The following is a 23,935-nucleotide window of genomic DNA, read 5'->3' on the forward strand; positions in this document are numbered from 1 at the left end:
ACTTCGGATGCGCCTTCAACATAGTGTGAATCCGAAGTACGTTTGATCCAAAACACAAGAAATTTTGCTGGCTTGGTTTTGTCGGCTATAGGCACGATTACGAGAGCAAGGTGCGGCCTATCTTTTCTCCTTTTACAGTTGTTCCCTCTAGAGAGAGGTATATACGCAGCCGTCAGGAGCAATGAAGCATTCTTTACAATGACGCGTGTGAGGAACTGATGAGTTAATGGAGGGTCATGGTGAAAATAAAGTTACTGTTACATGCTATAATTATAAGTGAGGCATATCGATATATTCTTATTAATCCCTTTCTTTAATAGTAGACCGACATGAGTCATATGTTGTTAATGAGCTTTGATGATAGTAATTTCATGAATTTAAATCGTACTCTCAATCGATTCATGGAGTACGCTTTTGATTTAATTAAAAAGTCGAGTATTCGTTTTTGTTATATCGGCACGGCCGGTAACGATAGGTTGATCGAACGGCTTTTCTTTACTCGATTTGTTCGTGCAAAATTTGGAAAAAGTGCCATTACCTCAGAGTTAATTTTGACAAAATCACAGTTAACAAAAAAGCAACTTGAAACCCATCTTACTCAACAAGATATACTTTTTGTTGGTGGTGGCAACACAGAAAAAATGTTGGAAATATGGGAAAAGTCGGGATTTATTTTTGTCCTAAATAAATTGAAATCAGAAAAACGGTTACCCATTTTAGCAGGTGTAAGTGCTGGTGGAATGTATCCTTTTCATTCAGGATTAAGCGATGCTACGCCTGGGCAATATAAAGCATTGCCTTGTTTAGGTTGGTTTAAAGAAAGTTTTTGTCCGCATGCTAATTCGAAAATAAAATCGCGTTGCGTTTATAGTAATAATGAATATTTAGAACGCATGGATGCTTACATCTTTGCAGTGAAACAAGGATTATTACCATCGGGTTTTGCTGTGCCAGATGATTGTATGCTCCATTTTGAGAATTTTAATTTAGTGCGGGTTATTTCATCATTGAAAGATAATAAATGTTACTATGTGACTGATGAAAAAGTTACTGACTTAGATGCAGTTCATACCGTTAATGCAAATGATCCGAACATTCGTCTAGAATGTTGGAGCACGTTATTTAAGTACATAGATTATTTCAAACACTGCGCGTTAAAATTACATATGAGTTAATGGGGTGCCAAACTGTTTGTCTATCCCTGGATGAAAAAAGGGATCATGCTTTTAGATAATATCCTTACTACATATGAAAGGCTCTACTCAAGGGAGCACGATAAAGTTTAATTTCTTTAACTCTTTAAAACTCACTCCAATGAGCATGAAGCAATCATTTCCAATAAATTGGAACCAATAACATTTCGAAACTCAGGTCTTAAATTACCCGATATTATGAGATATGATTTACCATGTTCATCACGATCAAACCAAATATTTAATACATTTTTTTCAACTAACTTATCACCATGATAAGCTTTAAATGGTTTTTGCTTAAACCCAAACAATTTTGTTTCCGAGTTATAATAAATAAAATGGTTCATGATATTAATATTAACAAAAAAGCTATGTTTTTTGCGTGCTAAAAATACTCGACCAAACATCAATAAAATTTCATAATTTAATTTATGTTTATAAAAGACACGTGTATATATTTTTGCTAAAAATTTTATAAAAAAATTACTGAGTTTTTTATTTTTCCAATCTTTTTGCAAAAGAAAAGCAATTTTTATTATAGCGGGGCATGATTGATAATAATAATTCTCAATTCGCGAATTCTGTACTTGTTTTGCTAATTTGAGTAGGGTCGCTGATTGATTTAAGTCAATTTTAATCACATCATTTCGAACAAAAAGTCCTACCGCATTATCATAGATATCACTTTCACGAATTGATTTAACAAAATTAATGATCGCTATTTTATTTTTATCATTTATATATGGAGCCAAAATATAACCAGTTGCTGCTGTCAACGTATCTCCAATATCGATTCGGTGTTTTTTGCAAAAGCGATGTAACCCTTGTAAGTTATTTTTGGGTATCTCAAAATAAGTAGTACACGAGGAATTTATGCTACTTAAAATTTGATCTCGTGGAAAAACCAGCAAGGGAATATTTTTTAAGTAATCATCCCAGAAGTCGATATTTTTTGATAAGTTTTTACTAAGATCTTCTTGTTCACGTAGAATATAATCGTAAAAAACTAATTCCTGTTGCCTGACTGCCCCATATTCTTTATTATATTCAACGTATGCATGAGACATCTCATTTAACACAATTTCTGCTGATATTTCATCACTGATAAAATGAGATAACGCGATTTGTATTTCACAAGAATTATTCCCGAGGTGGAATAATTTAAATAGGATTAATGGTAGCTTATTCTTCCATCTTCGATTTTCTAATTCATCTAACGATACATGTAATTCGTGTTCTTGTTCTTCCAATGTCAAGCTGCTAATGTCTTTTTCGAGGATTTTAAATTGAAGAATATTTTTCTGTGGGTATTGCAAAGGTGAATACCTTGCCAGGCGATAGCATAGCATTGGATGATTTTTACATATTAACTCAAAGACATTATCTAATTTTTTTTTATCCAAATTTCCAGCGATACGTTTTCTGGTTACTATATTGGATATTTTTGAGTTGGGGTAAAATAATCTCATCAACCAGAGCAAAAATTGCAATTCATTTAATGGCATTGCCTTTAAAGGTTTGGGGCGATGATTTCTATCTCCATCATCAGAAATATCGGCTGCATTAATGACAGCATTAGCAAGTTGAGCAATCGTTCCTGTATTATATAAATCCTTTAATAAAATATTTTTATGGGTGATTTTTCGAATCTTTGTAATCAATCGAGCCGCCGATAATGAATTGCCACCTAAATCAAAAAAATTATCATCAATACTAATATGCTTTAAATTTAATGTTTCCAACCAAATTGTTTTAAGTATGATTTCCATTTCATTTCGTGGTTTTATAATTTGGTTCGATTCATTCGGTTCAGGTAATTTATGGATATCTAATTTACCACTTGCAGACAATGGAAACTTATCTAAAATCACAAAAAATGCGGGTACCATGTAATCAGGCAATTGATTTTTTAGATAATCACGTAAATCATTTGTATCTAATTTTGCCGAGTCCTTGGGGGTGCAATAGGCAACCAATTGTTTTTCTTCAAACTCTTCACGCTCTGATCTTGCTAAGATTACAACATCTTGGATACCTGTATATGATGCCAAGCATTTTTCAATTTCACCAATTTCAATTCGGAACCCTCTAATTTTAATTTGATGATCTTCTCTTTCAACAAACTCAATAGTTCCATCTTCTAAATAGCAACATAAATCCCCGGTTTTATACAATTTACCTGAGTTAAAGGGGTTTTTAACAAATTTCATCTCAGTGAGTTTCTTTTTATTTAAGTATCCTTTGGCAATACCATCACCACCTATATATAATTCTCCTAAAGCACCAACAGATACAGGTTGCATATTTTTATCCAATATAAACAACTTCGTATTTAATGCAGGCTTTCCGATTGGAATTCGATGCTTATATTGATCAATATTATTTTTATCAATAATAATCCATGATGATGCAACAGTGGCTTCCGTTGGACCATATTCACAAAATAATTTCTGTTTTGGAAATTTTTTTAACCAATCTTTGATATCTCTTGCTAACAAAACTTCACCACCAAAGACAATGTATTTTAAGTCCAGTATTTTTTTCTCGTCCAATACAATGCTATTGATTTGTCTGAAATGACTTGGTGTGATTTTAATGATAGAAACATGTGCATCCTGCAAATGCTTTAAATATAAATAGGGATCTCTTTTATCAGTTTCAGGGCAAATGGCTATTTTTATTCCTTTTAACAAAGGAAATAAAGTAGATGCCACTGAGAAATCGAATGAAATGGAAGATGAAAAATCAAAAATATCTTCCGAAGAAATTGCCATGCTCGTACCAAACCAATGCACAAAATGATTTACATTACGATGTGTTATCATTACGCCTTTAGGCTTTCCCGTTGACCCTGAAGTGTAGATTACATAAGCTAAGTCATTCTTTTTATTAATATACTTCGGATTTATGGTAGGATATGTGGATAACTTTGCTTTGATTGTATCCCAATAGATTATTTGAGATGTCGTCATTTCCTCAAATTGATTCGCTAGTTGAGAATGTGTAATTATAATTTTTGCACATGAATCTGATAATATAGCTTTTTGACGTACAACAGGATTGTTCGGATCCAATGGGATATAAGCGCCTCCCGATTTTAAAATTCCTAAAATACCGATTAATAATTCAAAACAGGGCTCCATGCAGATTGCGACTAAAGTATTTTGTTTGATTCCTGTTTCTCTTAAATGATGCGCTAATTGATTCGCTTGATCATTAAGATCTCTGTAGGTAAGTGTATTTGATTTATAGATCAACGCGACTTTATCTAATACCATTTCAATTTGTTCTTCAAACAATTCGGGTATGATCTTATTGGGATATTGAGATTCAGTTTGATTCCATACTTCTAAGATTTTATGTTGCTCTCCAAACTCAGATCCATTGATGATGAAGTCATGCATAAGCTCCATAGTGATAGGTAATGAATTGTGCATAAATATTACAGATTATCTTTGATGCAATCTTATCTTTAGTCTTGATTGTTAATTTTAGCACAAGAAGAGTGTCTGCTTTGCAGGGAATGGAAAAACATGTACCAAGTTTAAGCTTAAGCAAATGCCTATTTACTTGTGCTTTTTGTACGAAGAAATAGCAATATCAACTTTAAATAATTAAAACTTTAGCCCCAGGATTGGCTTTTACCCAATTAGCCACGTACTCGATATAGTTATTTTTGCCAACAGCAATACATCCACGCGTTGAGTAGGGTAAGTTGTTTAACCAATTTAACGCCCTAGATGACTGAGTTGGCCCATGGATACCTACATCTCTACCAGTATATCCTGCAGCTAGTTGCTTTGAAGTCGGATAGAGAATGGGAATAAAGACTTTAAATTGATTGGATTTCCTTGGATGGGCTAATCCATATAAACCAATTGGGGTTTTATTATCACCCGAATGTTTTTTACCAACGCCTTTATATCCGAGGGCTACTTTAAAACTCTTAATTACAGTACCGTGTTTACAAATATTTAAAATTCGCTTTGAGGTATGTACATTGATTCCGTTTGATAAAGGACAAGTTGCAGTACCGGCGAACAAAGCGATAGGAGAAAAAATTGAGATCATTAATAAAATTGCTTTTATTTTCATATAAATAGACTAATATTAGTGAAATTGGTTAATAATTATTCCATAGTATTTATTTTATTCATAGGGGTTTGGTGGATAAATTTTAACCATTAATGACGAGATGGAGGCCTATTCGGAGCTAACTATTTGATTTTAAATAGAGCTCTTAAGGTGATTTGATCTTTTTCTCAACAGCCCATATTTTTTTTGCTGCTCGCAGGCCAGATAAGTAAGCGCCATGCACAGTGGCAGGGAATTTTGCATTAGTCGCTTCTCCTGCAAAAAAACAAACGCTGCTTTACAGGTTGGGCTAAATCATTGTATGCGCTACCATCGCCGTCCACTTTAATAAAGAGTAGGAACCATAACTAAAAGGATCCGAGTACCAATGGGTAATTTTATAATAACCCGGTTGAGGTACTTTCTTACCATAGATAGTACGTAAATGACGCATTAAATCATGTACTATTTCTACGTTACTTTCCTGCACCATTTGTTCTGCTTGTTTTCCAGAGACAATAGCCCCAAAATACATGAGAAAATTGCAGATACATTCTCTCCAAGACCCCCATGGCTAATTTTTCCATTGCTTTTTTTTAGTATCAGGTAAATCGGGATGAAAATGTTTGTTGCCAAATTTTAGTATAACTGATTTCTAGATTAGAAATAGAAGGTGACAAGCTATAATGAATGATTACCTATTTCCTGCCTGGATTAATTGTTAAAATTTTACTATATGTATAAATTATCCCTTCAAGGAATAGCCATGGAAAAAGAAAAGGAAGATAACAAACATCCTGAGATCACCGATATTGAGCATATTTGCGATATTACACCTAACAATCCGCGTACAGGAGAGGTTTGTGACAAAGTGAACAAACATAAAGACTCTAAGCAAAAAATAAAGTCAAATCCCAAAACTAAAAAAACTTAAAGTCCGGGCGAAATTAATTTTCCGTAATAACATAGATCAAAAAATATTCTTATCCCAAGTTCCATAAGTAGATCGGATTTTCCCGCGCGGAATGGATAAAAGGAATAAAAGCACGCCGCTAATGAGACTTGCAAAAATTCCCAATGATGATGCATGATAAATAAATGGTGTAATAAACAAAGCGACGGCTAAAAATAAATTAAGTAGGCGCAAAATACGAACTGTTTCAGCTAATGCTGTTATGGTTATCGTTATGATCAGGCAGCCAATGAGATGATCACTATTAGCCATTGGACCCGTCGTGTCTAAAGTAATGCGCGTGAACATTAACCAAATGCCGATGAGTATGCATCCCATTAAATTCCAGGGTAAAGTTATACCACCTCTCAACATTTCTCGTAGAATTATTTTAGGTGATTGCTCAAAATTATCTACTCCTTTTCTAGAGCCTCTCTCATCATCACTATCACCAACAAATAAAATTCTCAAAAATGGCCTGCCAGCTTTCCATCTTCGCCAAAGAAAAACACTTGTTGCAATTAACTCATCAAAGGAATAAGGGACTTGAATGAGCATGGCAGATGCAGCGATTAGACATAAAGTACACCATGTATTTAAAAGAATAGGTTGAATGACGATAAAGGTAATAGAGACTATTCCTAATGGTACAATCATAATACCAAACAAAAGAACCAGCCATGGCATTGTACGCCACCGATTTGAGTCACCAATAATACCTGTTAAAATTTCTAAAATGTAAACTGCAGCACCTAACCCTGCATCTGGGATTGGAAACGCCTTAGATATAGAAGAGGTAATTATTTCTTCGGTTCCATTTTTTGCATCTGATAATTCTCCCATAAAAAATGGATCCCAGACATGATCAATATGACCGAGTTGATAAGCCGTCATGTAACGTGAAATAAAAAAACCGATATAAGCCAAGATTATTATCGGCAACCGCTGGAACCAGCTTGAAGGCGAAAAATCCCATCCAGGAGGAATAAACGGTCCTTCTAAAGCAGCATTAGGTGCTACTCCTATGTCAGGCCGAACTATTACAGAAAAACCAATAATTAGTGTGCCAATAAGAGTATCATTTAAATACGCCGCCGCAGTAGGCGCCCAAAAAACCAAAGGGGAGAATAGTACCCACAGACCAATTAAAGCACAAATCCATCGAGCGGATGATAAACGCCAGGATAAGCTTAAAGCTGCAAAGAAAATAAGGGCGCTACCACTAATAATATCACTTAATATTAGAGGATAAGATGTATATCCTGAGGATGCAGGCGACGTGATTAGCCACAAACCAAAACCCATATTTAAAAAATGTGCCCACAGGTTTTGCTGATGTTGTTTGCGGAAGTTGGCTTCATAGAGGGAGCGTATTTTTTCCGGGTTATTTTTAATGGCAACCATCCAGTCTGGTTGGATTAATCTATTTTTTTTATACCAAATTTCCGGATCAGCCTTTAAAGAATCGATAATTTTAGGAAGGGTTTCTTCAATTGAATGTTTTGGTTCCCAATGAAGATGTTTTTTGGCTTTAGTAATATCCAAAGCATAATGATCTGAAGCAAGGTCTATCATAAATGAACGAATAAATGGTTTTTCGCCTTGATCAAAGTCATCCGGTATCAGTGGTTCTGTCTGATGCTCCAGCCAAGCACCTACTTTAGCGACACTAGAGGGAACCTTGTAGAGAGGAGATTGTTCCCCATGAATTAACTGAGCTATAAGATTTTGTAATTTCCTGTAGCTGAGTGTTTTGGGCTCTCCTGCTAAAATAATTTCTTTTTGCGATAATTCATTACGGTATAAGAGAGCTTTTTTAAAAAGCTCTATCAAGTCTTTCTGATGAATAAATGACTGACCAACATTTAAATCCCCCGCATATAAGTGACTTTTAATGTCTCGTTCATAGGTTCGAGCAATTTGGTTGGCAAGTGTTGGAACGCAGGTTGTATCTCCATACAAACCTGCCAAGCGAAAAATTAGATAAGGTAATTTTCCATGATATTTTTTAATTACTTTCTCTGCTTCTAATTTGGATTTTGGATATGACCATTTTGGCAGGAGAGGAGCATTTTCATTGATAGTTTCCCCTAAAATACAAGGTTCATGTACGAGCATGGTACTAGCATAGATAAATCGTTCCACCTCAAAATCCTGTAATGCCAGGAGTAAATTTTTGGTACCATTTACATTTACAGACTGATACAAAGAAGACTCTTCACCTGTAAAATCAAAATAGGCTGCAAGATGAATCACAGCGGCAATTTTATTTCCATATTTTTCTTTAAATAACCGAAAAGATAAAGCTAAAGAGGTATCTGATGTAATATCACAGGGAATCTCACAGGCATCTTTATCTTGGTCAAAGCCTACAATTTTATAAGAGTTTCTTAAAGCACGAGCAAGCGCAGTCCCTATTTTACCACTAGAACCTGTAATAATGACAATGGGTTTATCTCTTTTCTTGGCCATATGAAAATTCCTTTTTTCATAAAATCAACTCGGGTTAACGATTAATTTTATATAATCTGCATAGGCTAAATTATATATGTGTTTCGCACTATTACTAAAAAAGTTAAGCAAGAATTAGAAATCTTCTTGATGTGTTAATCATAGTATATGGATTCTAAAAGATTTAAAATGGCGCGCCCGGAGGGACTTGAACCCCCGACACCTTGATTCGAACCCAATTTACTCATTAATAAAACCAGAATAAAACCAGCTAATTGCGATGTGGCGCTTTTTTTTTGGTCATCCCTTTTAGAGTAAGAAAAATCTGTAGTACATTTTTTATTTTTTGGTTGTTTGGATGCATTGGTGAAATTATATTTTTACGAAGATAAAACGTATTCAGGTGACTTTCTGAACTACCTATTGTTAAATCATTTCATATGTGCAATAATTCAACAAATTGTTCGTAAAAATTTTTTTCTACATGAATGTTTTGTTTTTCCAGGCTTTCAATCAAGCGTCCAACAACTTAGGGATTGGTACCGCTAACCCTGGGCTAGTTATTAGCAAGATGCCAAAAAATGAAGCTCTAAATAGAAAAATGTATGAGCGTAACATACATAACAGCATTACTCTTTCTTCTCAAGGAAGACATTTATTTCAATTTCCATCTTCGGATGTTATTGATATTGTTAGAATTGCTACAACTCCTCCCGACCCCCAAACTTTCAAGTCTTTTCTCTAATTGAGATTAGCTAAGTCTCAACTGGAATATTCTGTTGAGAGTCACGTACATTATCTAAGACAGCATAGCTACTGATCTTTTGAAAGAGGTCGCTCTTTGTGCAAAGTCAATTTTTTCATATAGCGTGTAACGTTCTCTCATTGAAGATAAAAATAACAACTGTATCAATATCTTGATAAAAAGATCGAAATATACAGTAAGTTAGGCTGATAAAATGAAAATGCAATGTGGTGTAAAAGGCGAACGATACCGTTATATGGGTCTTAATATTTTCTTAATATTTGATTAGTGGCTCTTATTTATATACAAAATAATCAAAATTAAAGCAAGTAGCTTGTTTGTAAGCCGACTATTAGTGAGATTCATATGAAAGATAAAGAACAGAGAAATAAATTATTAAAGAAATGTATTGAGATTAAAAATTCAATTAATCAAAAAATTCCTTTGGCAGCGAATCGATATGAAGAGTTTGAACAGATTGATCGGAGCAAAATAAAAGCATACGAACAGAACAGAAGGGCAGAAACTCCTGAAGATCAGCAATTAGAATCATGTATGTATGAAATGGAATATCTTGATGCTCATGATAAGAAGTATGAAGCGTATGAAGGCTATGTAAGGCAAAAGGAAATCGAGTACTATATTTTTGAATTCATTAATGAGCGCTTCCGGGAGTTTTGTCACGATCAGCAGGTAAAATCGCCGCACACTCTAAGCAATAATCAGAAGCAAAGTTTAAAACAAATTATCCTCAAACAATCTTCGATTTTGTGTGAAAAAATTGCAAGATCTCAAAAACTGCTTGGAAGAGGAAGCAGCGCTATTAACGTTACAGAAATGGATGACTATCTTGAAAAACATGCTGATCAGTTCATCGAGATTTTATGCCAGGGCGAAGAATTAACGATTACCGATAAAGAATTAGCTTATCGGTTTAAAAAAATTGATGAACTGGTTGAACATCGAGATGCCTTTCAAAAGCAATTTAAACGGGAAAATGCTCTGCTTTCTCAAATGGGGGGGGATAAAAAGGTTATAGAAACAATTCAAAAATCAAAAATATTTGCAGAGGCAGAATATTTCGATAAACCGGGAATCAGTACGGGATTTTGTGAGGAACATACCTGCATTGCCCTTAAAAGATTATATGATGAATATTTAATTGATAAAGATACCATCGTTGAGAAAATTACTATTGAATACTTTGATGATGAGGGTAACCCTGCCGATGGCCACACGTTTTTGGTCATTGACCGAAATCCCGATAGTCCTCTCAATGACATCAGCCAATGGGGGGGGATCCTTTTAGACCCATGGAATGGACTAGCCTGTCTTACAGAGGATTATTCTTCTTTACCTTATTTTTATATTTCGTACCCAGAGGGGGCTACATGGGAGTCTATCCCATTTACGGTTGATGATTATCATCTAAGCTCTGCGATCCATGATGCGAACAAATATTATCAGATGACAGGGAACGAAGACCTAGAAAAACGTAGATCGCTGCTGATGGAAGAACATCAATTGCATTCGTTGGATGAAGTTGAATTCGAAGAAACCAAGGCATTTCTTACTGAACTGATTAATAAGTTACGTCCCCAGAATTTCGAAGAGCCCCTTGAAATTTTTATTACAACAACAGGGGATAAATTGGTTAATTCGCTGGCAGGATTTACCAAGCCCGCGATTGTCATTCACAGCGATTTTCTTAAGCAAATGCAAGATGGCGTTTATACTGTTGAAGAATTAGAGTTCGCTTTAGCCAACGAGTTACTTTACATTAAACACGAAGGGGTTGGAATTTATTATGAGATTTCAGCCGATGAGCAATTCAAACTCGATAAATTAACGATTGACCAATGTCATAATGTACAAGCAGCTATTAGTTACTTAAGAAAAAGCATTCACTTTCAGGAACAACATAAATGGGATGTGAGTAATGTCACTCCTTTCTATTTGGTTCATGATTATCGAGAAGTGGTATTAGCGGATTATCATCAGCGTATTAAAAATTTGTTAACTTGGTTGGCTATCAAAGAAAATGAACGTGATGAAAAACAACAAACGTCTTTACCAACTAACCTTTTAAATGCTTTTTCCCCGATTAGCCGAGATATTTTTTATAAAAAAGAATGTGATGCATGTGAAAATACCGTAGCGAAACTCAAATTTTTAAAGTCAAAATTAGCAGAGCTAACGGTTGAATTATTACCTTATGAAGTAACTTCTAAAATTGGAATTAAGGTCAGGGATTTCTGTTCGATTTTGTATGCGATGAATATTAATTTGAATGATGCGGAAGTGGAGAAAGCCGCGGACGAATTGATTGAACGGGCTTTTGAATTGCGAATCCCATCCTTTGAACATGTTTATCTGGCTCTTGTTCATCAACATTTCACGAGTCGAACTTATTTAGCTGGGCATGTCCGGGTACCTCCATTTGGACTTTTTAAGGTCATAAACAATGCAATTGATACGTTTGTCAATGCAAATAGCTTTGAAGAAGCAAAAGAGGCGGCCGAGACCCTAAAAGCGTTACAAGAAAAATACATAGGTCATTTAAACCTGTCGCGTGGCCGGGCAAGAGCTCATACCTATCAATTTGAGCAAGTGCATCAGCGCATGCCTGTCGGAAATGAGCGATTTTTTGGTTCAATTATCGGCGAGCACATTAACTGGAATACTTTTGCACCTCAGGATGATGTGACTGAGGTACCTTGGTCGAGTCATCTTGAATGGGCAAAAAAGGATGAGAGCTCTATTATTGCTGAGACATTATGGCGCCTTGGTGTGACTAGCGATCAAAACTTATGGTCTTTATTGCCTGAAAAAAAACTGTTGTCTTTCGTCATTAATTATTCTGAATACAAACCAATGACTAAATTGCCTCTACAGTTTGCCGCATATGGTTGTGAAGATTATTATGAGGCTGTATTGAATTTTTTATCTGAGAATGTAATCCAGAAATTTAACGTCAACTTCGAGATGTTTTTTAGTGAGGAGTCTTTTGAAAATAAATTTAAGCAGTATTATGATTTGAATTGGTCTGTATTAATCAAACCTTCAGAAGATCAGGCTCGCAATATTGACAACTTAGCTATTCAATTTCTGCTTTCTGAGTTTACGAATATAGCTATGACTGGAACACCAGAAGAGAAAGCCGTTGTGAAAAGTTTTTTCCTGGGGCGAGAAGATAAGCGAGATCTGGAGCATCTGCAACTGATTTCTAATGAAGTAAAATCAGCGTTACATTATAACACTCCCTATGTTCAATTTTTTATTAATCAGCAATTCCAGGACGAAAAATTTGATTTATTTACCACAGAAGAACAACTGAAATTACTTGATACTATCTCAATGTATCTTTATGAAATTCCGCCTCAGGTGTATATTCATATTTTTCGCTTGCCTTTTGATACACTCAGTCTTGATTGTTTGGAACAGCTACTCACTTTAGTTAAAAATCAAGAACGGCTGCTGTTCCATTCTGCCTCAGTCAGCTTTTTCAAGGAACATCTAAAGCAATACGGAAATTATGAGGTATTGACCAAAGAGACAATAACCTTACTAAAACTTGCTAACCAGTTTGTGCATAATCCTGTCGACCGTGCCGACATATTTAAATCATTTCTCTGGAGTTTACCTCAAGAAGCCAGTGGAACAAGCCATTTAACACCCAATGATTTAATCCTTATCTATCGTATGTTTGATTCACAACTGATATTTCCCTCCCCCGAAGTACAAGAACATTTTTCTCGGCTGGTTATCGAGCGGATCAAAGGAATTTCAGGGCGCGATGAGCGTATCCAAGCATTGGAAGAGCTGCTCTTCGTGGAGAATTCAATCAGTCTTCCGATTGGTAATATTGCTTTGCGTAATGAAGCCATTGCACAGTTAGTTCAAGACCTAAGAGATAAATATGGACAGGATGACCAATCTCAGGAATATAAGGAAAAGATAGTCGGCGTGATTAATCGTCTGTATAAAAATATGGCAAAACGAGATGTCACATTAATGCTTTCTAGATTGGCCAATACCATTGAATCACAGTGGGAAGTGACTGAGCATTTAGGCATTTTGCTAGAGCCAGATAAGTATTTATCGACAAATCAGGACAAAGTCGATTTTTCTATTAGTAGACTGGCCGCAGCCTCTCGGAAACTAAGCGAAGATAAGAACGACATAAGGGAATTTTTGGAATTTATTTCTTCTCCGATTAGTCGTCAAACAACCGATAAATTTTCCAGTTATTTATTAACCCATAATAAAATAAACGGTCTGGCAAAACGGTTAGGTTACAGTGACAATTTAGCAGAAATTGAGAAGCACAAGCCAGGAACTATTGCGTTAATGTTAAGAACTCTTTACGCCCAGTTCTGGGACGTAAGTCTGGAAGAGCGAGCGGTCATTGTGGATCACTTGCTTATTCCTGCCAATAAAGTAAAAACTGCAGATGAGATGGAGGATGCATACGAAGAAGCCTTTTCCTACGTTGTTCATAAATTATTCCCGCATGCTGAAACAGATAAAGAGGAAAATTTTGCTTACGCTTTGCTTAAAGCTTACCTAGAGACGGCGGATAAATACATTCGCAGCCATTTATTAGCAGGCATGTTAGTGGCCACCAATCAGTCGAATGGGGCTGGGCAATCACCTAGCGCGGGTAAAAAGTTGGCCATGTTATGTGAACATATGGGTCCTGCCTATGTCAAACTAGCTCAGGCAGTTCATAGTCATCCGAATACCCCTGAACATATCCGCCGCGATCTGGATCACTTGAAGGGACGAGCGAATCCACCTCACCGTTGGCAATTATGGCGACTTTTGCGCGAAGTGGTGTCTCGTGACGATCGCAAAATGATTAAACGTGTTGGAGCTCTTTTAGGCTCGGCCTCCTATAACTTAGCTCTGGAAGTAGAGCTAGAAGATGGACAGGACGTGGTGCTATTGATGTTGCGTGAACATGCAGCAAAAAATGCGCAAGAAGGTTTTAGGCATTTGCAAAGGACCATTGATGCTTGCTCGCACCCTGATATGAAACCTATTCGCGAGAGTATTTTATCGATCATCAGTGAGGCCCAAGAACTGTCGAAAATTGAAATGGACAGAAAGTTAAGTGAGCAGCAAAATCAAATTGCAGCCAAACTTTACGCTCGTTCCATCACTGTGCACGTTGATGATAAACCCCATACTTTTACCATAAATCCGGCTCATTTGATTAAAAGTGGTGAAGGCTATCGATTCATTGAACTTATGTATGGTACCGAATTTAATGAACTTCCTAACCAGACACCGGAAGACAAGGAAATTCGCCGCGCCATTGCTAAAGCAGTCATCACGGTGGAACTCATCAACATTCTTCAGGGGGGGTGTTTTGATTCTGACCGACATGGTAATCAATTGCGTCATCATAACCATCGGCTGGGGTTGTATGATTTTGGTGAAATGTCTTTGCAACCGCCAAGTGACGTGGAATTAAAACAATTAGCGAACGTTCTATCGGATATTCCCAAAACGGTTATAAAAAATAGGCTGTTTCATACCAACTTTGATCTGTTGTTAACAGAGCATATTCGAAAGGCGCTTAAAGCGGGCGAACCAACAAGTTATTTAATGCGAGTACGTAAAGGACTTTTAGCATTACGAGACTTCCAAAAAGAATTATCGTCTGGAGAACTAATTGAGGTGTTAAAACAGGTTAATGCTAGTGAAGCCATTCATCAAAAAATCAAATCACAGGTGGCCAATACCATTCGCATAGCTGGATACATGGAAGATATTAGTCAGACTTATCAGCATTTTGTTAACAAGGCAGTTTTTTTCAAGAGAAAGGTTGATTCAATATTTCACGGGTGTTCCTCTCATCAAGTGGCGCCTAAAGATAGAGGATCGCCTGGCAATGATAACCAAAGTTTTTTTGCCCCTGGCAATTCAAATAGAAACTAACTCCTTGAGGTGGAATGCAGAAATTCTACCTCAGCAATTCAATTCTTAAGGAGAATACCGCTGTGTATGCTACTCAAACTGTACGTGAAATTTATTTAACTGCATTATCCAATAATGATACTAGCACTGTAGAACATTGTTTAACTGTTAATAGGGTTTCCCCTAATATCCGTGATAAAGATCTGAATACAGGCGTACATTATGCCGTAAAGGTGCAAAATAAAGATTTACTAAAATTATTATTAAAATATAACGCTGATGTTAGTCTTAAAAACAAAAAGGGCTTAACTGCTATCCAGGTAGCGGCTTTTAATGAAAGTTATGAATGTTTATCCATAATTGCTGATTTTTGTTTGGTAAATAACAATCTGAAATTAGAGGTTGCTGATAAGAATTTGTTAGAAGCGTTCCTTTCTACTCAAAACGAATCGGTGACACATCCATTCATCGAAGCTGTGAAGAGAGGGGAGCTTACCCAAGTTAAAAAATGCCTTGAATCAGGTACTTCTATCGACATGATCATTGATAGTGAGTCGAGCACAGCACTTCATCAGGCGGTAAAACAACAAGATAAAGAATTAATTGCATTACTATTACAATATGGACCAAATCTTAATCTTGCCGATAAAAAGCAGAGAATACCCCTTCAATTGGCAGCAGAAACAGAGGCTTGGGAGTGCTATCAACTCATTGCTGATTACGGGAGCAAGCGAGAAGTATCTGATAATAACCTGATGGAGATAGAGAAACCCAAGATTGAGAAAAAAGTCTCCCCAAGGGAGGCATATCATCAAGCGGTTCAGCAGGGTAATATTGCAGAAATTGCTCAACTATTAGCGGCTAAGGTATCTGTTAATATAGTCGTTGATGCCCAATTTAATACTCTCTTGCATGTTGGCGTAAAAACCCAAAATTTAGAATTAATTCGGCTTGCCTTGCAAAATGGAGCAGCTTTAAATCGTAAAAATAAGCAAGGTAAAACTCCTTTAGATTTGGCTTTGGAGAATAGAGCCTGGGACTGTATTAAAACAATTTTCGAAAATAATCCTGTACATAACGAATCGCTTGATGCGGCGTTACTCGCAGCCTTACGTACCCATCAGGTTGAGTTGGTTCAGGTTTTGGTAAATGCGGGTGCCTCAATGAGATATTTTACTACTCTTGCAGGTAAACTTTATTTTGAAAAACTTGTGGCCAACAAGCAGGATGAAATGGTCGCCGTTTTATCCGTATCTCCGGTAATTCAAGAATTAATGTACTTAATTGCAATCAGTAATAACGACATTTTCCTTGTTGCAGGTGCTTTATCACGAAAGGAATTTTCCGTGGATGCTTTATTGGGTCCTAATAAAGAGACTGGATTACATGTTGCCATTACTAATAAGAGGGCCGATATGGTTAGATTATTTTTAGATAACCATATTGAGCTTAATTCTCGAGACACTAATCAATTAACAGCCATTGAGTTAGCCTTGAAGTTGCAATCCTGGCATCTTATTAGAATTATTTTGGAAAAACGACCACTTGATAAAAGTAATATGGCTCAATATCAATTAGTTCTTATGCACGCTTTAAAAACTAATCAACCAGATATAGTGATGCTATTACTTCAACAAGGCATGCAAGTACTTCCCGGTTATTTTAATACCGATGAGGGTGTACAAGATTACCAACGAATGGTTGCCAATCAATGGAATGACATGATTCATGTTTTATTAATAGGAAGTAAAGAATTTCGAATGAAATTTGGTGTTTTACCGAATCAAGTAAAAGACTATTTTGAAGAAATAATTATGGGTGAAGAGCTAATAAACCCCGTCATCAGCCAGCAAGGAACCACCTATAACGCCCAAGATATTCAAAAGCTGGTTCATGATCCAATTACCAGAGCACCATTGCAGCAGGGTGAATTGGTTTCGAATCGAATCGTCTATGAGTTGTTGGCTTATTATAAACATCCTAATGTTAATTTAATGGAAGTACCCCCTTGTTTAATATGCCCCGAAACCAAGGAGGTGTATAAAGAACCCGTTGTTACTAGTGATGGATTTACGTACGAAAAAGCGTGGATTATTGATTATTTGCAAAAAAACAATAACAAAACTCCTGGTGGTTATCCGCAGCTTAATAGGCCTTTATATAAGAATCGCCTTGTTAAACAGTTAGTTGAGGAAAAGTATTCCCTTGAGAAAATGATGGAGGAAAAAAATAGGGAAAATTACAAAAAAGCATTTGCAGAGAGGAATTTAAAAGCAATGGAGGAGTCTTTAAAGGCAAAAGTTTCTCCAAATACTCCCCTTGATACCAATGCTAATACCGGATTACATAAAGCGGTGGAAGAGGGGAATATTGAGTTAATTCAACTGCTGCTTGATTATGGAGCCAGTTTGACGATGTTGAATAAATCGGGTTTGTCACCCATGAAACTGGCAGTTACTTGTAAAGCCTGGAACTGTATTAAGGCAATTGCTGTTCTTCATCCCAATGATAAAACCATGCTTTCTCAATACGATATTCCTTTGATCCACGCACTACAGGCTGGTCAAATTGAAGTGGCTCGTGCTTTGTTAAAAGCTGGTGCGCCGATGTCCCATTTTACACTTGAAGAGGGGGAGGAATATTTTAAAAAACTAATTGAGACGCAACAAAAGCAAATTCTTACCTGTTTAATCACCGAAGGAAGACCGGAAATTATTAATCCTTTGCTATTTAAATTTGGCAAATTGGCTTCCGAAGTAGAAGAGCTGTTTGAAGATTCAATAACTTTTACTCCTATTGAAAAGCCCGTTATTGTTCCTACTGGTATTACTTACGACATACAAACAGCAACTGACTTAAAAATGGATCCTTTATCACGACAACCATTAACGAAAGATGATTTAATTCCCAATCTATTGGTGAAGGAATTAATAACGCATTACAAACGTCCGGGCGTAAATGTTTCTCAACTACCCCCATGCTTGATATGTAAAGAAACTAACGAAATATTTAAAAACCCGGTTGTTGCGGTGGATGGTAAAACATATGAAGAGGCATGGATTACAAAATATTTAGCTGATCATCATGGAATGACACCACCAGCAAATGGGGCTCCTAAGGGTTTTAAACAAACAAAAAATCTTTACTCCAATATTTTAGTCAAAAAAGTGATTGAAGAAAATTATAAAAATGATCTTCAAAAAACATCGGAAAAAAAGATGAATTTCTCAGGAGAGTTCAAAATGGGCTTATTTGGTAGTAGGGAAGAAAAAAAAGAGCCAGCCCGATTAGATAATTATATGGAATATAAGAATGGATAATTAATCGAAAAAAAGAGCAATCTATTTCATTCACTCCATGCTGTAAAAAGTACCTGAAAACACTTTTACTTCTTTCATAATTTTTAGGGCAAAAAACAACGGCATTTACGATATGTTTGGGTTAGACAACTGCTCTTGCTGTGCTCCTTGTTGACGAGCTAATATCTCTTAAGCAAGGAGTATGCTTATTATTCAAGAGAGGATCAAAACAACGTTAGACTCAAGAAAATTAATTATTGTCTGATTCAGGTTCCCCATTAAGCAGTGAGCGTAAATTTGAGTGAGACTGCATCATGGTAGCCTTCATTACTGCCAGTGATAATATTCTGGGAGGTCAGGATATCAATCGGTTCCTTTCTATAAAAAGCATGAGCATAGCCGCAATCAACAGTGAGGTAGGTCATCAATCGATATCCCATGGAAAAACCAGTAATCAAACTGTCGCCAGGCCCTATTTGAAATCTCCCATTCGAGGGTGACTGATTATATGTTCCTGCTACTCGGAAAACCCATTTAGGTGAAACATTATAAATTGTCCCGAGGGTCAGAAGCCAACTGTTGTGTAAGTGATAATCAATGAGCGCGCGGGGGACAATAAAGACCTTCGAGCTGGCCTGCGTAGCAAAATTATAAACAGAAACCTCTTTAAAGATATTCCATTGCAGGTATTGAACAGTTCCTACAAAGCCTATTTTTTCATTGAAAAAATGGCTTAGTGTCATGACACTTCTTGCTGGCGTCCAGTATTTAAAATGGTAATCCTTCGAAGAAATACTCTGTAAACCAGTTATCGAACTACTACCCTGTAAATGATAAGTCACCGCACTGCGGTAATTAACCCCCAAAGCTGTCCTTTTACCTGGTTTAATTAGTATGCCGAAATCACCGCCCAAACTGTTTGCCTTACTGTCATTTAAGCTATGGCTTTCAGGAATATTCAAGCGGGGTATACCTGCAGCAATAGGCTCCTGGATGAGATGTGCGTAGGTAAAATTAAGGTTTCCTCCTATGGAAAAAAATGGATTGATTTTAATGCCCAGCGCGGGAATAAAATCAATATTATTCGTTTGATTGCGTGCAAGGATATAGCGAAGAATGGGTTGGTTATCCAATTCACGATTAAAATCATTCGCAACGACAGCAAAACCCATAACGAATTTTTCATTTATAGGGATACTAAGATACATGGAAGGCAAGAAAAAATTGGATTTAGTGAGGGTCGATCCCGACTCGGAACCCCCAAAAGGTATTTTTTGTGCACTCCCGTTAAACTCGAATTGCGCCCTTGCCAGGGTGCCTAGAAGGATAAATTGTTGATGAGGTGAAATAGTTAATGCCGAAGGATTAAAGTAAACGGCTGTTGCATCCTTCACTACAGCAGTTCCAATTGTTTGTTCAATAAAAGAGGCATGCAATGTCGAACATAATAGTAAAAAAAGTATGGGCACGTATTTTCTGAAATTAATTAAGCTTGCCATGAACATTGAGGCGAGAAAGATGATATTCTTTAAAGTTGTACGAGTATTTTTTCGTATAGTCAAGGTTAGGTTATTTATTGATTCGAAGTCTGATGGTCTGCGCTTGATCTTCCTGGCTATAGTGGATGGCAACATAGGGGTAGATGGTGGTGATGTTCATTTTATCAATTGTGTTGCCTGCTGATTTTGCATCTTTGGTTCATGCTCCAACGATGTCAATGGGGTGAGTTTTATCTTTTTACCTGAAGCAAGACAGAGTAGAAACATTTCGGGCACTAATCGGGTTAGTGTACTGATTTTCCAGTTCATTAATATTTCCCAATGAATGGATTGTGGGACATTGTTATTTTAATTATGTAAACTCGTTGTGTATCTGCTAGAAAGCAGGATTGAGCTTCTTGTGGGGAGCTAAAGCTTAGAAAGCCAAAACCTTTGATGTGGTCAGTACAGGGATCTTTGATTATAAAGAAGCGAGTCTATTCATTTACCATACCTTGATAAATCTGCTTGTAATGTCTCTTAAGTACCTCAAAAGCGTAAGTTACCAACATAAATTTTATTTGCCTCAGCCTCATTTCGTCGAAGAACCACTACAGCTACAAAGAGATATAGTGGTTAAATAGTATTACTGCTTAAATTAAAGAGCTATTATATTTTGTGCTTGAAGACCTTTTGTGCCTTGGGTCACAATGAATTGGACTTGCTGACCTTCTGTGAGTGTTTTGTAACCAGAACTTAATATTTCTTTAAAGTGAGCAAATACATCTGGCCCAGATTCTTGCTCAATAAAACCAAATCCTTTCGATTCGTTAAACCATTTAACTACTCCATTTACTGTTTTAGACATAAGTAATCCTTAAGTGTTTATTATAATGCCTGTATAGGCGAATTTAGCCGGAAACCGGTCAAGAATTAAAAAACTACCAGCGTGGGATTAAATGAATAAAACGACGATTTGGAGAGTATAAAAAGAGACATTTTCTAGCTGGAATTAGAATACTATTCTTTAAAGGTATAGTCAACTTTATTTATAGTTTGCACTGTTACACCAAGCCAGCTACTTTATTATGTTAAATGTAATGAAGAGTTGTATAAACATTTATCTTTTATTCTTCTCTTTCCAGTGCTCTTCTCTTGTCACATGGTATTTGCTAGAAAAACTTGTGGTTACCAAAAATTATTGCAAAACGCACAATGCATCAATAAACCATACGAAGGAAGGTGAGCACCATGATTTAAACAATTTTGCCCTGTAATAATATTAGTTGATTTTGAGAAAGTTAGATGATATTCATAATCAAGTTAAAATTTTATAGAGAAAATATATGGATAAAAAGATACTGGGATGTTATTTACTTTTAACTTCAAGCTTGGTCATGGCTGAAGGTGGTCGATTTGACAATGAATTTTCGTGGGTGAACCCTGCTGATATGGGCAGAACAAAAAAATATGATGTTTCTGCTGGGGTTATTTATCCTATTGTCAATATTCCTCTTGATGGGGTTCAAAATTTTCCTGCCGTTCCATCTAGATTTGCATTTGCACCGCTTAGCCAAAATGTTGATGTCAGTATCAGAGAAACTTATACCTTGCCAAGTGGAAAAATAACATATCGAATTAATAATAATTTTTTAGTGGGCGTTGTTGCGGGGCAAAGCTTCCTTAACGACTTAACTTATCCAGAGGGTTCGCCCTTGCGTTATTCAATATGGCGCTCGAAGCTCAATGGATATAATATTGCGCCTAATTTGGCATATCAATATAATGAAAAGTTTACCTTTGGTGTCGGCTTAGATATTTTAAAAACAACGGCCGAACTAAATACAAACTTTGGATTTCCAAACTCTGCTGTCCCTCAATTTCGCTCTATTCCATTTACTCTTAAAGCAGATGGCTGGCAAGTTGGTTGGCATGCTGGTGTTGCAGTAAAACCATGGCTTGGTAGCTATATTTCATTAGGCTACTTTTCTGATCAAAATGTTCATTTAAGTGGACCTGCTTCTGTCGTAGGGGCCAGAGGCACTAGAGCTTCTGGAGATGCTACTGGGTCTGTAATAAGGCCTGATATGGTTCGCTTAGGAGTATTTCAAGCCCTTAATGAAGAATTTGGCTTAATTGCACAATTAAGCTATGTTCACTGGTCAAACTTCCAAACCATCGTGGCTAACCTGCCGACATCAGTTAGTACTCAGCTTGGTGGAGTGACCCAGCTTACAGTCCCTTTGTATTATAGAAATGTATGGGTTACTGAATTTGGTGCGCGAAAAGTCATTAATAAAGTAACGATAATAGGATTAGCACGGTATGCGCAAACCCCTATTAATAATATCTTCAGAGATATTTCGCTACCTGAAAGCGACGCGTGGTCTTCTACTATCCGTGGCGAATATGCATTTTCTGATAACTTCAGTGCGTTTGGTCGATGGTCACACGTATTTCAGTTTAATGCTCCTATTTCTGCGCCGCCAAATACACCAGCGCGACCTTCATTAGTGGCAACAGCCACACCATGGGTAGATATTTTAGCAGTAGGCTTGACTTATAAAGGATAATACCTTTTTTGGCATCGTCAACTTAGCTTTTGAACATGATAAGTAGTATAGGGCTTTCGAATTTTAGGCGCAAAGAAGCTGTTCCGCAGCCGAACTCCAAATTTCTTAAGCCCTATAAAATCGACTTCTCTGATAAGAAACTGCATTAGTGTAGCCCAAAGGCCACAGTAAAGAGATTTCTGGTTTTACTCATAGGCGCCAGGACGTTCTGAGCCCCCCTGCTGGTGATTTGAAACGAATAAGGCATTTTTCCTTACTGCGTGTAGGTTGATGCCCATTTCCACCCGGTTATTAAGTCCTTTATGTGAACGATACTTGGTATTTTTGTGCACCTGATGAATGGGGATTCGTGCATTTACTAAGAAGCAAGGTTATATCACCGCGTTATGTGATTTGGGTAAATATAACATAAAGGTCGTTCAGGAGACGATTTGGGAGTATTAGAGGGTAAAAATCGTGTCTGTGTCGTCTGTATCGATTTAAGTAGTAGTTATCGTGCTTTGAAACGCTATTTTCCTAATGCAAAGATCGTTGCTGATCGTTTCCATCTCATTCGATTGTTGAATCAGATGAGTCTTCAGACTTATCAACAAATTGACCCTTAAATACAATATCAGCGCGGCTTATTGACTGCATTAAGAACGAATGAAGGCTCTACACCAATTAAGGGGGCACTTTAATCAACTTAGTCTAAACTAAGTCCTTGATTTAGCGATCAAAAGGAGATTAAAGTGCCGAAGTACAATCTTATCCTAAATTTACCTGGATTTTCCATAGTAAAAGTGAGCGGATATCAACCATTATTATTAGATGTAAGCTATAATCGCTTAGCTCGCTGTGGCCATTGCCAAAGTAAGAGTGTACGCAAGAAATCATCGTATGTCAGGACAGTGCATCATGAGTTAATAGGGCATCGTCGAAGTATATTGAGGTTTAAAGCCTATAAGCTATATTGTCATGCTTGTTGTCGTTATGGTAATCAACAATTCCCCGGTATCAATAAACATCAACGCGCTACTTGGAGAGCTCAAGCGGCAGTGTTTCATGAGCATAGCCGAGGAGTATCGCAAAAGGACTTATCTGAGCGCTATAAGAAAGGCAAAGCCACTATAGAGCGCTGGTATCAGCGCCATTATGAAGAGCAACACAGAGAGTTAATCAATAAACCCTGTCCGCTAGTATTGGGTATTGATGAACATTTCTTTAGTAAAAAAGAAGGATTTGCTACGACCTTTTGCGACCTAA

General features: G+C 36.6%; 12 protein-coding genes and 2 pseudogenes. 7 read left to right on the plus strand and 7 right to left on the minus strand.

Features of this window, described 5'->3' with window-relative positions; genetic code table 11:
- Positions 1 to 329 precede the first annotated feature (329 nt).
- Positions 330 to 1,175 (plus strand): Type 1 glutamine amidotransferase-like domain-containing protein, encoded by an 846-nt coding sequence (locus Lpar_RS09810; protein ID WP_082650361.1) that lies wholly within the window; start codon positions 330 to 332, stop codon positions 1,173 to 1,175.
- A 131-nt stretch (positions 1,176 to 1,306) separates the two neighbouring features.
- On the opposite strand, the gene Lpar_RS09815 is transcribed toward Lpar_RS09810, so the two are convergent.
- From Lpar_RS09815 to Lpar_RS19360, 3 genes and pseudogenes are all read right to left on the minus strand, one after another.
- Positions 1,307 to 4,597: an amino acid adenylation domain-containing protein gene (locus Lpar_RS09815; RefSeq protein ID WP_058517779.1), complete on the minus strand. Its 3,291-nt coding sequence runs from the start codon at positions 4,595 to 4,597 to the stop codon at positions 1,307 to 1,309.
- 202 nt (positions 4,598 to 4,799) lie between these two features.
- Positions 4,800 to 5,288, minus strand: coding sequence for a L,D-transpeptidase family protein (locus tag Lpar_RS09820; RefSeq protein WP_058517780.1), 489 nt, complete (start codon positions 5,286 to 5,288; stop codon positions 4,800 to 4,802).
- A 145-nt stretch (positions 5,289 to 5,433) separates the two neighbouring features.
- Positions 5,434 to 5,802, minus strand: a pseudogene (locus Lpar_RS19360) (FAD-dependent oxidoreductase).
- Between the two features lie 231 nt (positions 5,803 to 6,033).
- Between Lpar_RS19360 and Lpar_RS18855 the strand changes: the two are divergent.
- Positions 6,034 to 6,201, plus strand: coding sequence for a hypothetical protein (locus Lpar_RS18855; RefSeq protein ID WP_156416199.1), 168 nt, complete (start codon positions 6,034 to 6,036; stop codon positions 6,199 to 6,201).
- 36 nt (positions 6,202 to 6,237) lie between these two features.
- Here Lpar_RS18855 and Lpar_RS09830 read toward each other — a convergent pair whose 3' ends face one another.
- The gene (locus Lpar_RS09830) at positions 6,238 to 8,691 is read right to left on the minus strand and encodes a vitamin K epoxide reductase family protein (RefSeq protein ID WP_058517782.1); all 2,454 of its coding nucleotides are present in this window, start codon (positions 8,689 to 8,691) and stop codon (positions 6,238 to 6,240) included.
- A gap of 1,090 nt (positions 8,692 to 9,781) precedes the next feature.
- Here Lpar_RS09830 and Lpar_RS09835 point away from each other — a divergent pair.
- Both Lpar_RS09835 and Lpar_RS09840 read left to right on the plus strand, forming a co-directional pair.
- On the plus strand, positions 9,782 to 15,361 hold the full coding sequence (locus Lpar_RS09835; RefSeq protein WP_058517783.1) for a hypothetical protein: 5,580 nt from the start codon (positions 9,782 to 9,784) through the stop codon (positions 15,359 to 15,361).
- Positions 15,362 to 15,423: 62 nt separating this feature from the next.
- Positions 15,424 to 18,660 carry an ankyrin repeat domain-containing protein gene (locus Lpar_RS09840; RefSeq protein WP_058517784.1) on the plus strand — a complete coding sequence of 1,079 codons (3,237 nt, stop codon included), beginning with the start codon at positions 15,424 to 15,426 and terminating at the stop codon, positions 18,658 to 18,660.
- A 257-nt stretch (positions 18,661 to 18,917) separates the two neighbouring features.
- Here the strand turns inward: Lpar_RS09840 and Lpar_RS09845 are convergent, their stop codons facing one another.
- The 3 genes from Lpar_RS09845 to Lpar_RS09855 all read right to left on the minus strand — a co-directional run bounded on the left by Lpar_RS09845 (position 18,918) and on the right by Lpar_RS09855 (position 20,985).
- Positions 18,918 to 20,108, minus strand: coding sequence for an OmpP1/FadL family transporter (locus Lpar_RS09845; protein ID WP_237759386.1), 1,191 nt, complete (start codon positions 20,106 to 20,108; stop codon positions 18,918 to 18,920).
- Positions 20,109 to 20,294: 186 nt separating this feature from the next.
- The gene (locus tag Lpar_RS18860) at positions 20,295 to 20,447 is read right to left on the minus strand and encodes a hypothetical protein (protein ID WP_156416200.1); all 153 of its coding nucleotides are present in this window, start codon (positions 20,445 to 20,447) and stop codon (positions 20,295 to 20,297) included.
- A 328-nt stretch (positions 20,448 to 20,775) separates the two neighbouring features.
- Positions 20,776 to 20,985 (minus strand): cold-shock protein, encoded by a 210-nt coding sequence (locus Lpar_RS09855; protein WP_058517787.1) that lies wholly within the window; start codon positions 20,983 to 20,985, stop codon positions 20,776 to 20,778.
- Between the two features lie 478 nt (positions 20,986 to 21,463).
- On the opposite strand from Lpar_RS09855, the gene Lpar_RS09860 reads away from it, so the two are divergent.
- The 3 genes and pseudogenes from Lpar_RS09860 to Lpar_RS09865 form a co-directional block, all read left to right on the plus strand.
- Positions 21,464 to 22,690: an OmpP1/FadL family transporter gene (locus tag Lpar_RS09860; RefSeq protein ID WP_058517788.1), complete on the plus strand. Its 1,227-nt coding sequence runs from the start codon at positions 21,464 to 21,466 to the stop codon at positions 22,688 to 22,690.
- 351 nt (positions 22,691 to 23,041) lie between these two features.
- Positions 23,042 to 23,358, plus strand: a pseudogene (locus Lpar_RS18515) (transposase); the annotation flags it as partial.
- Between the two features lie 63 nt (positions 23,359 to 23,421).
- A partial coding sequence (locus tag Lpar_RS09865; protein ID WP_162264356.1) for a helix-turn-helix domain-containing protein occupies positions 23,422 to 23,935 on the plus strand: 514 nt, incomplete at its 3' end.

The organism is Legionella parisiensis (genome assembly GCF_001467945.1).
In the GTDB taxonomy this organism is placed as follows: domain Bacteria; phylum Pseudomonadota; class Gammaproteobacteria; order Legionellales; family Legionellaceae; genus Legionella; species Legionella parisiensis.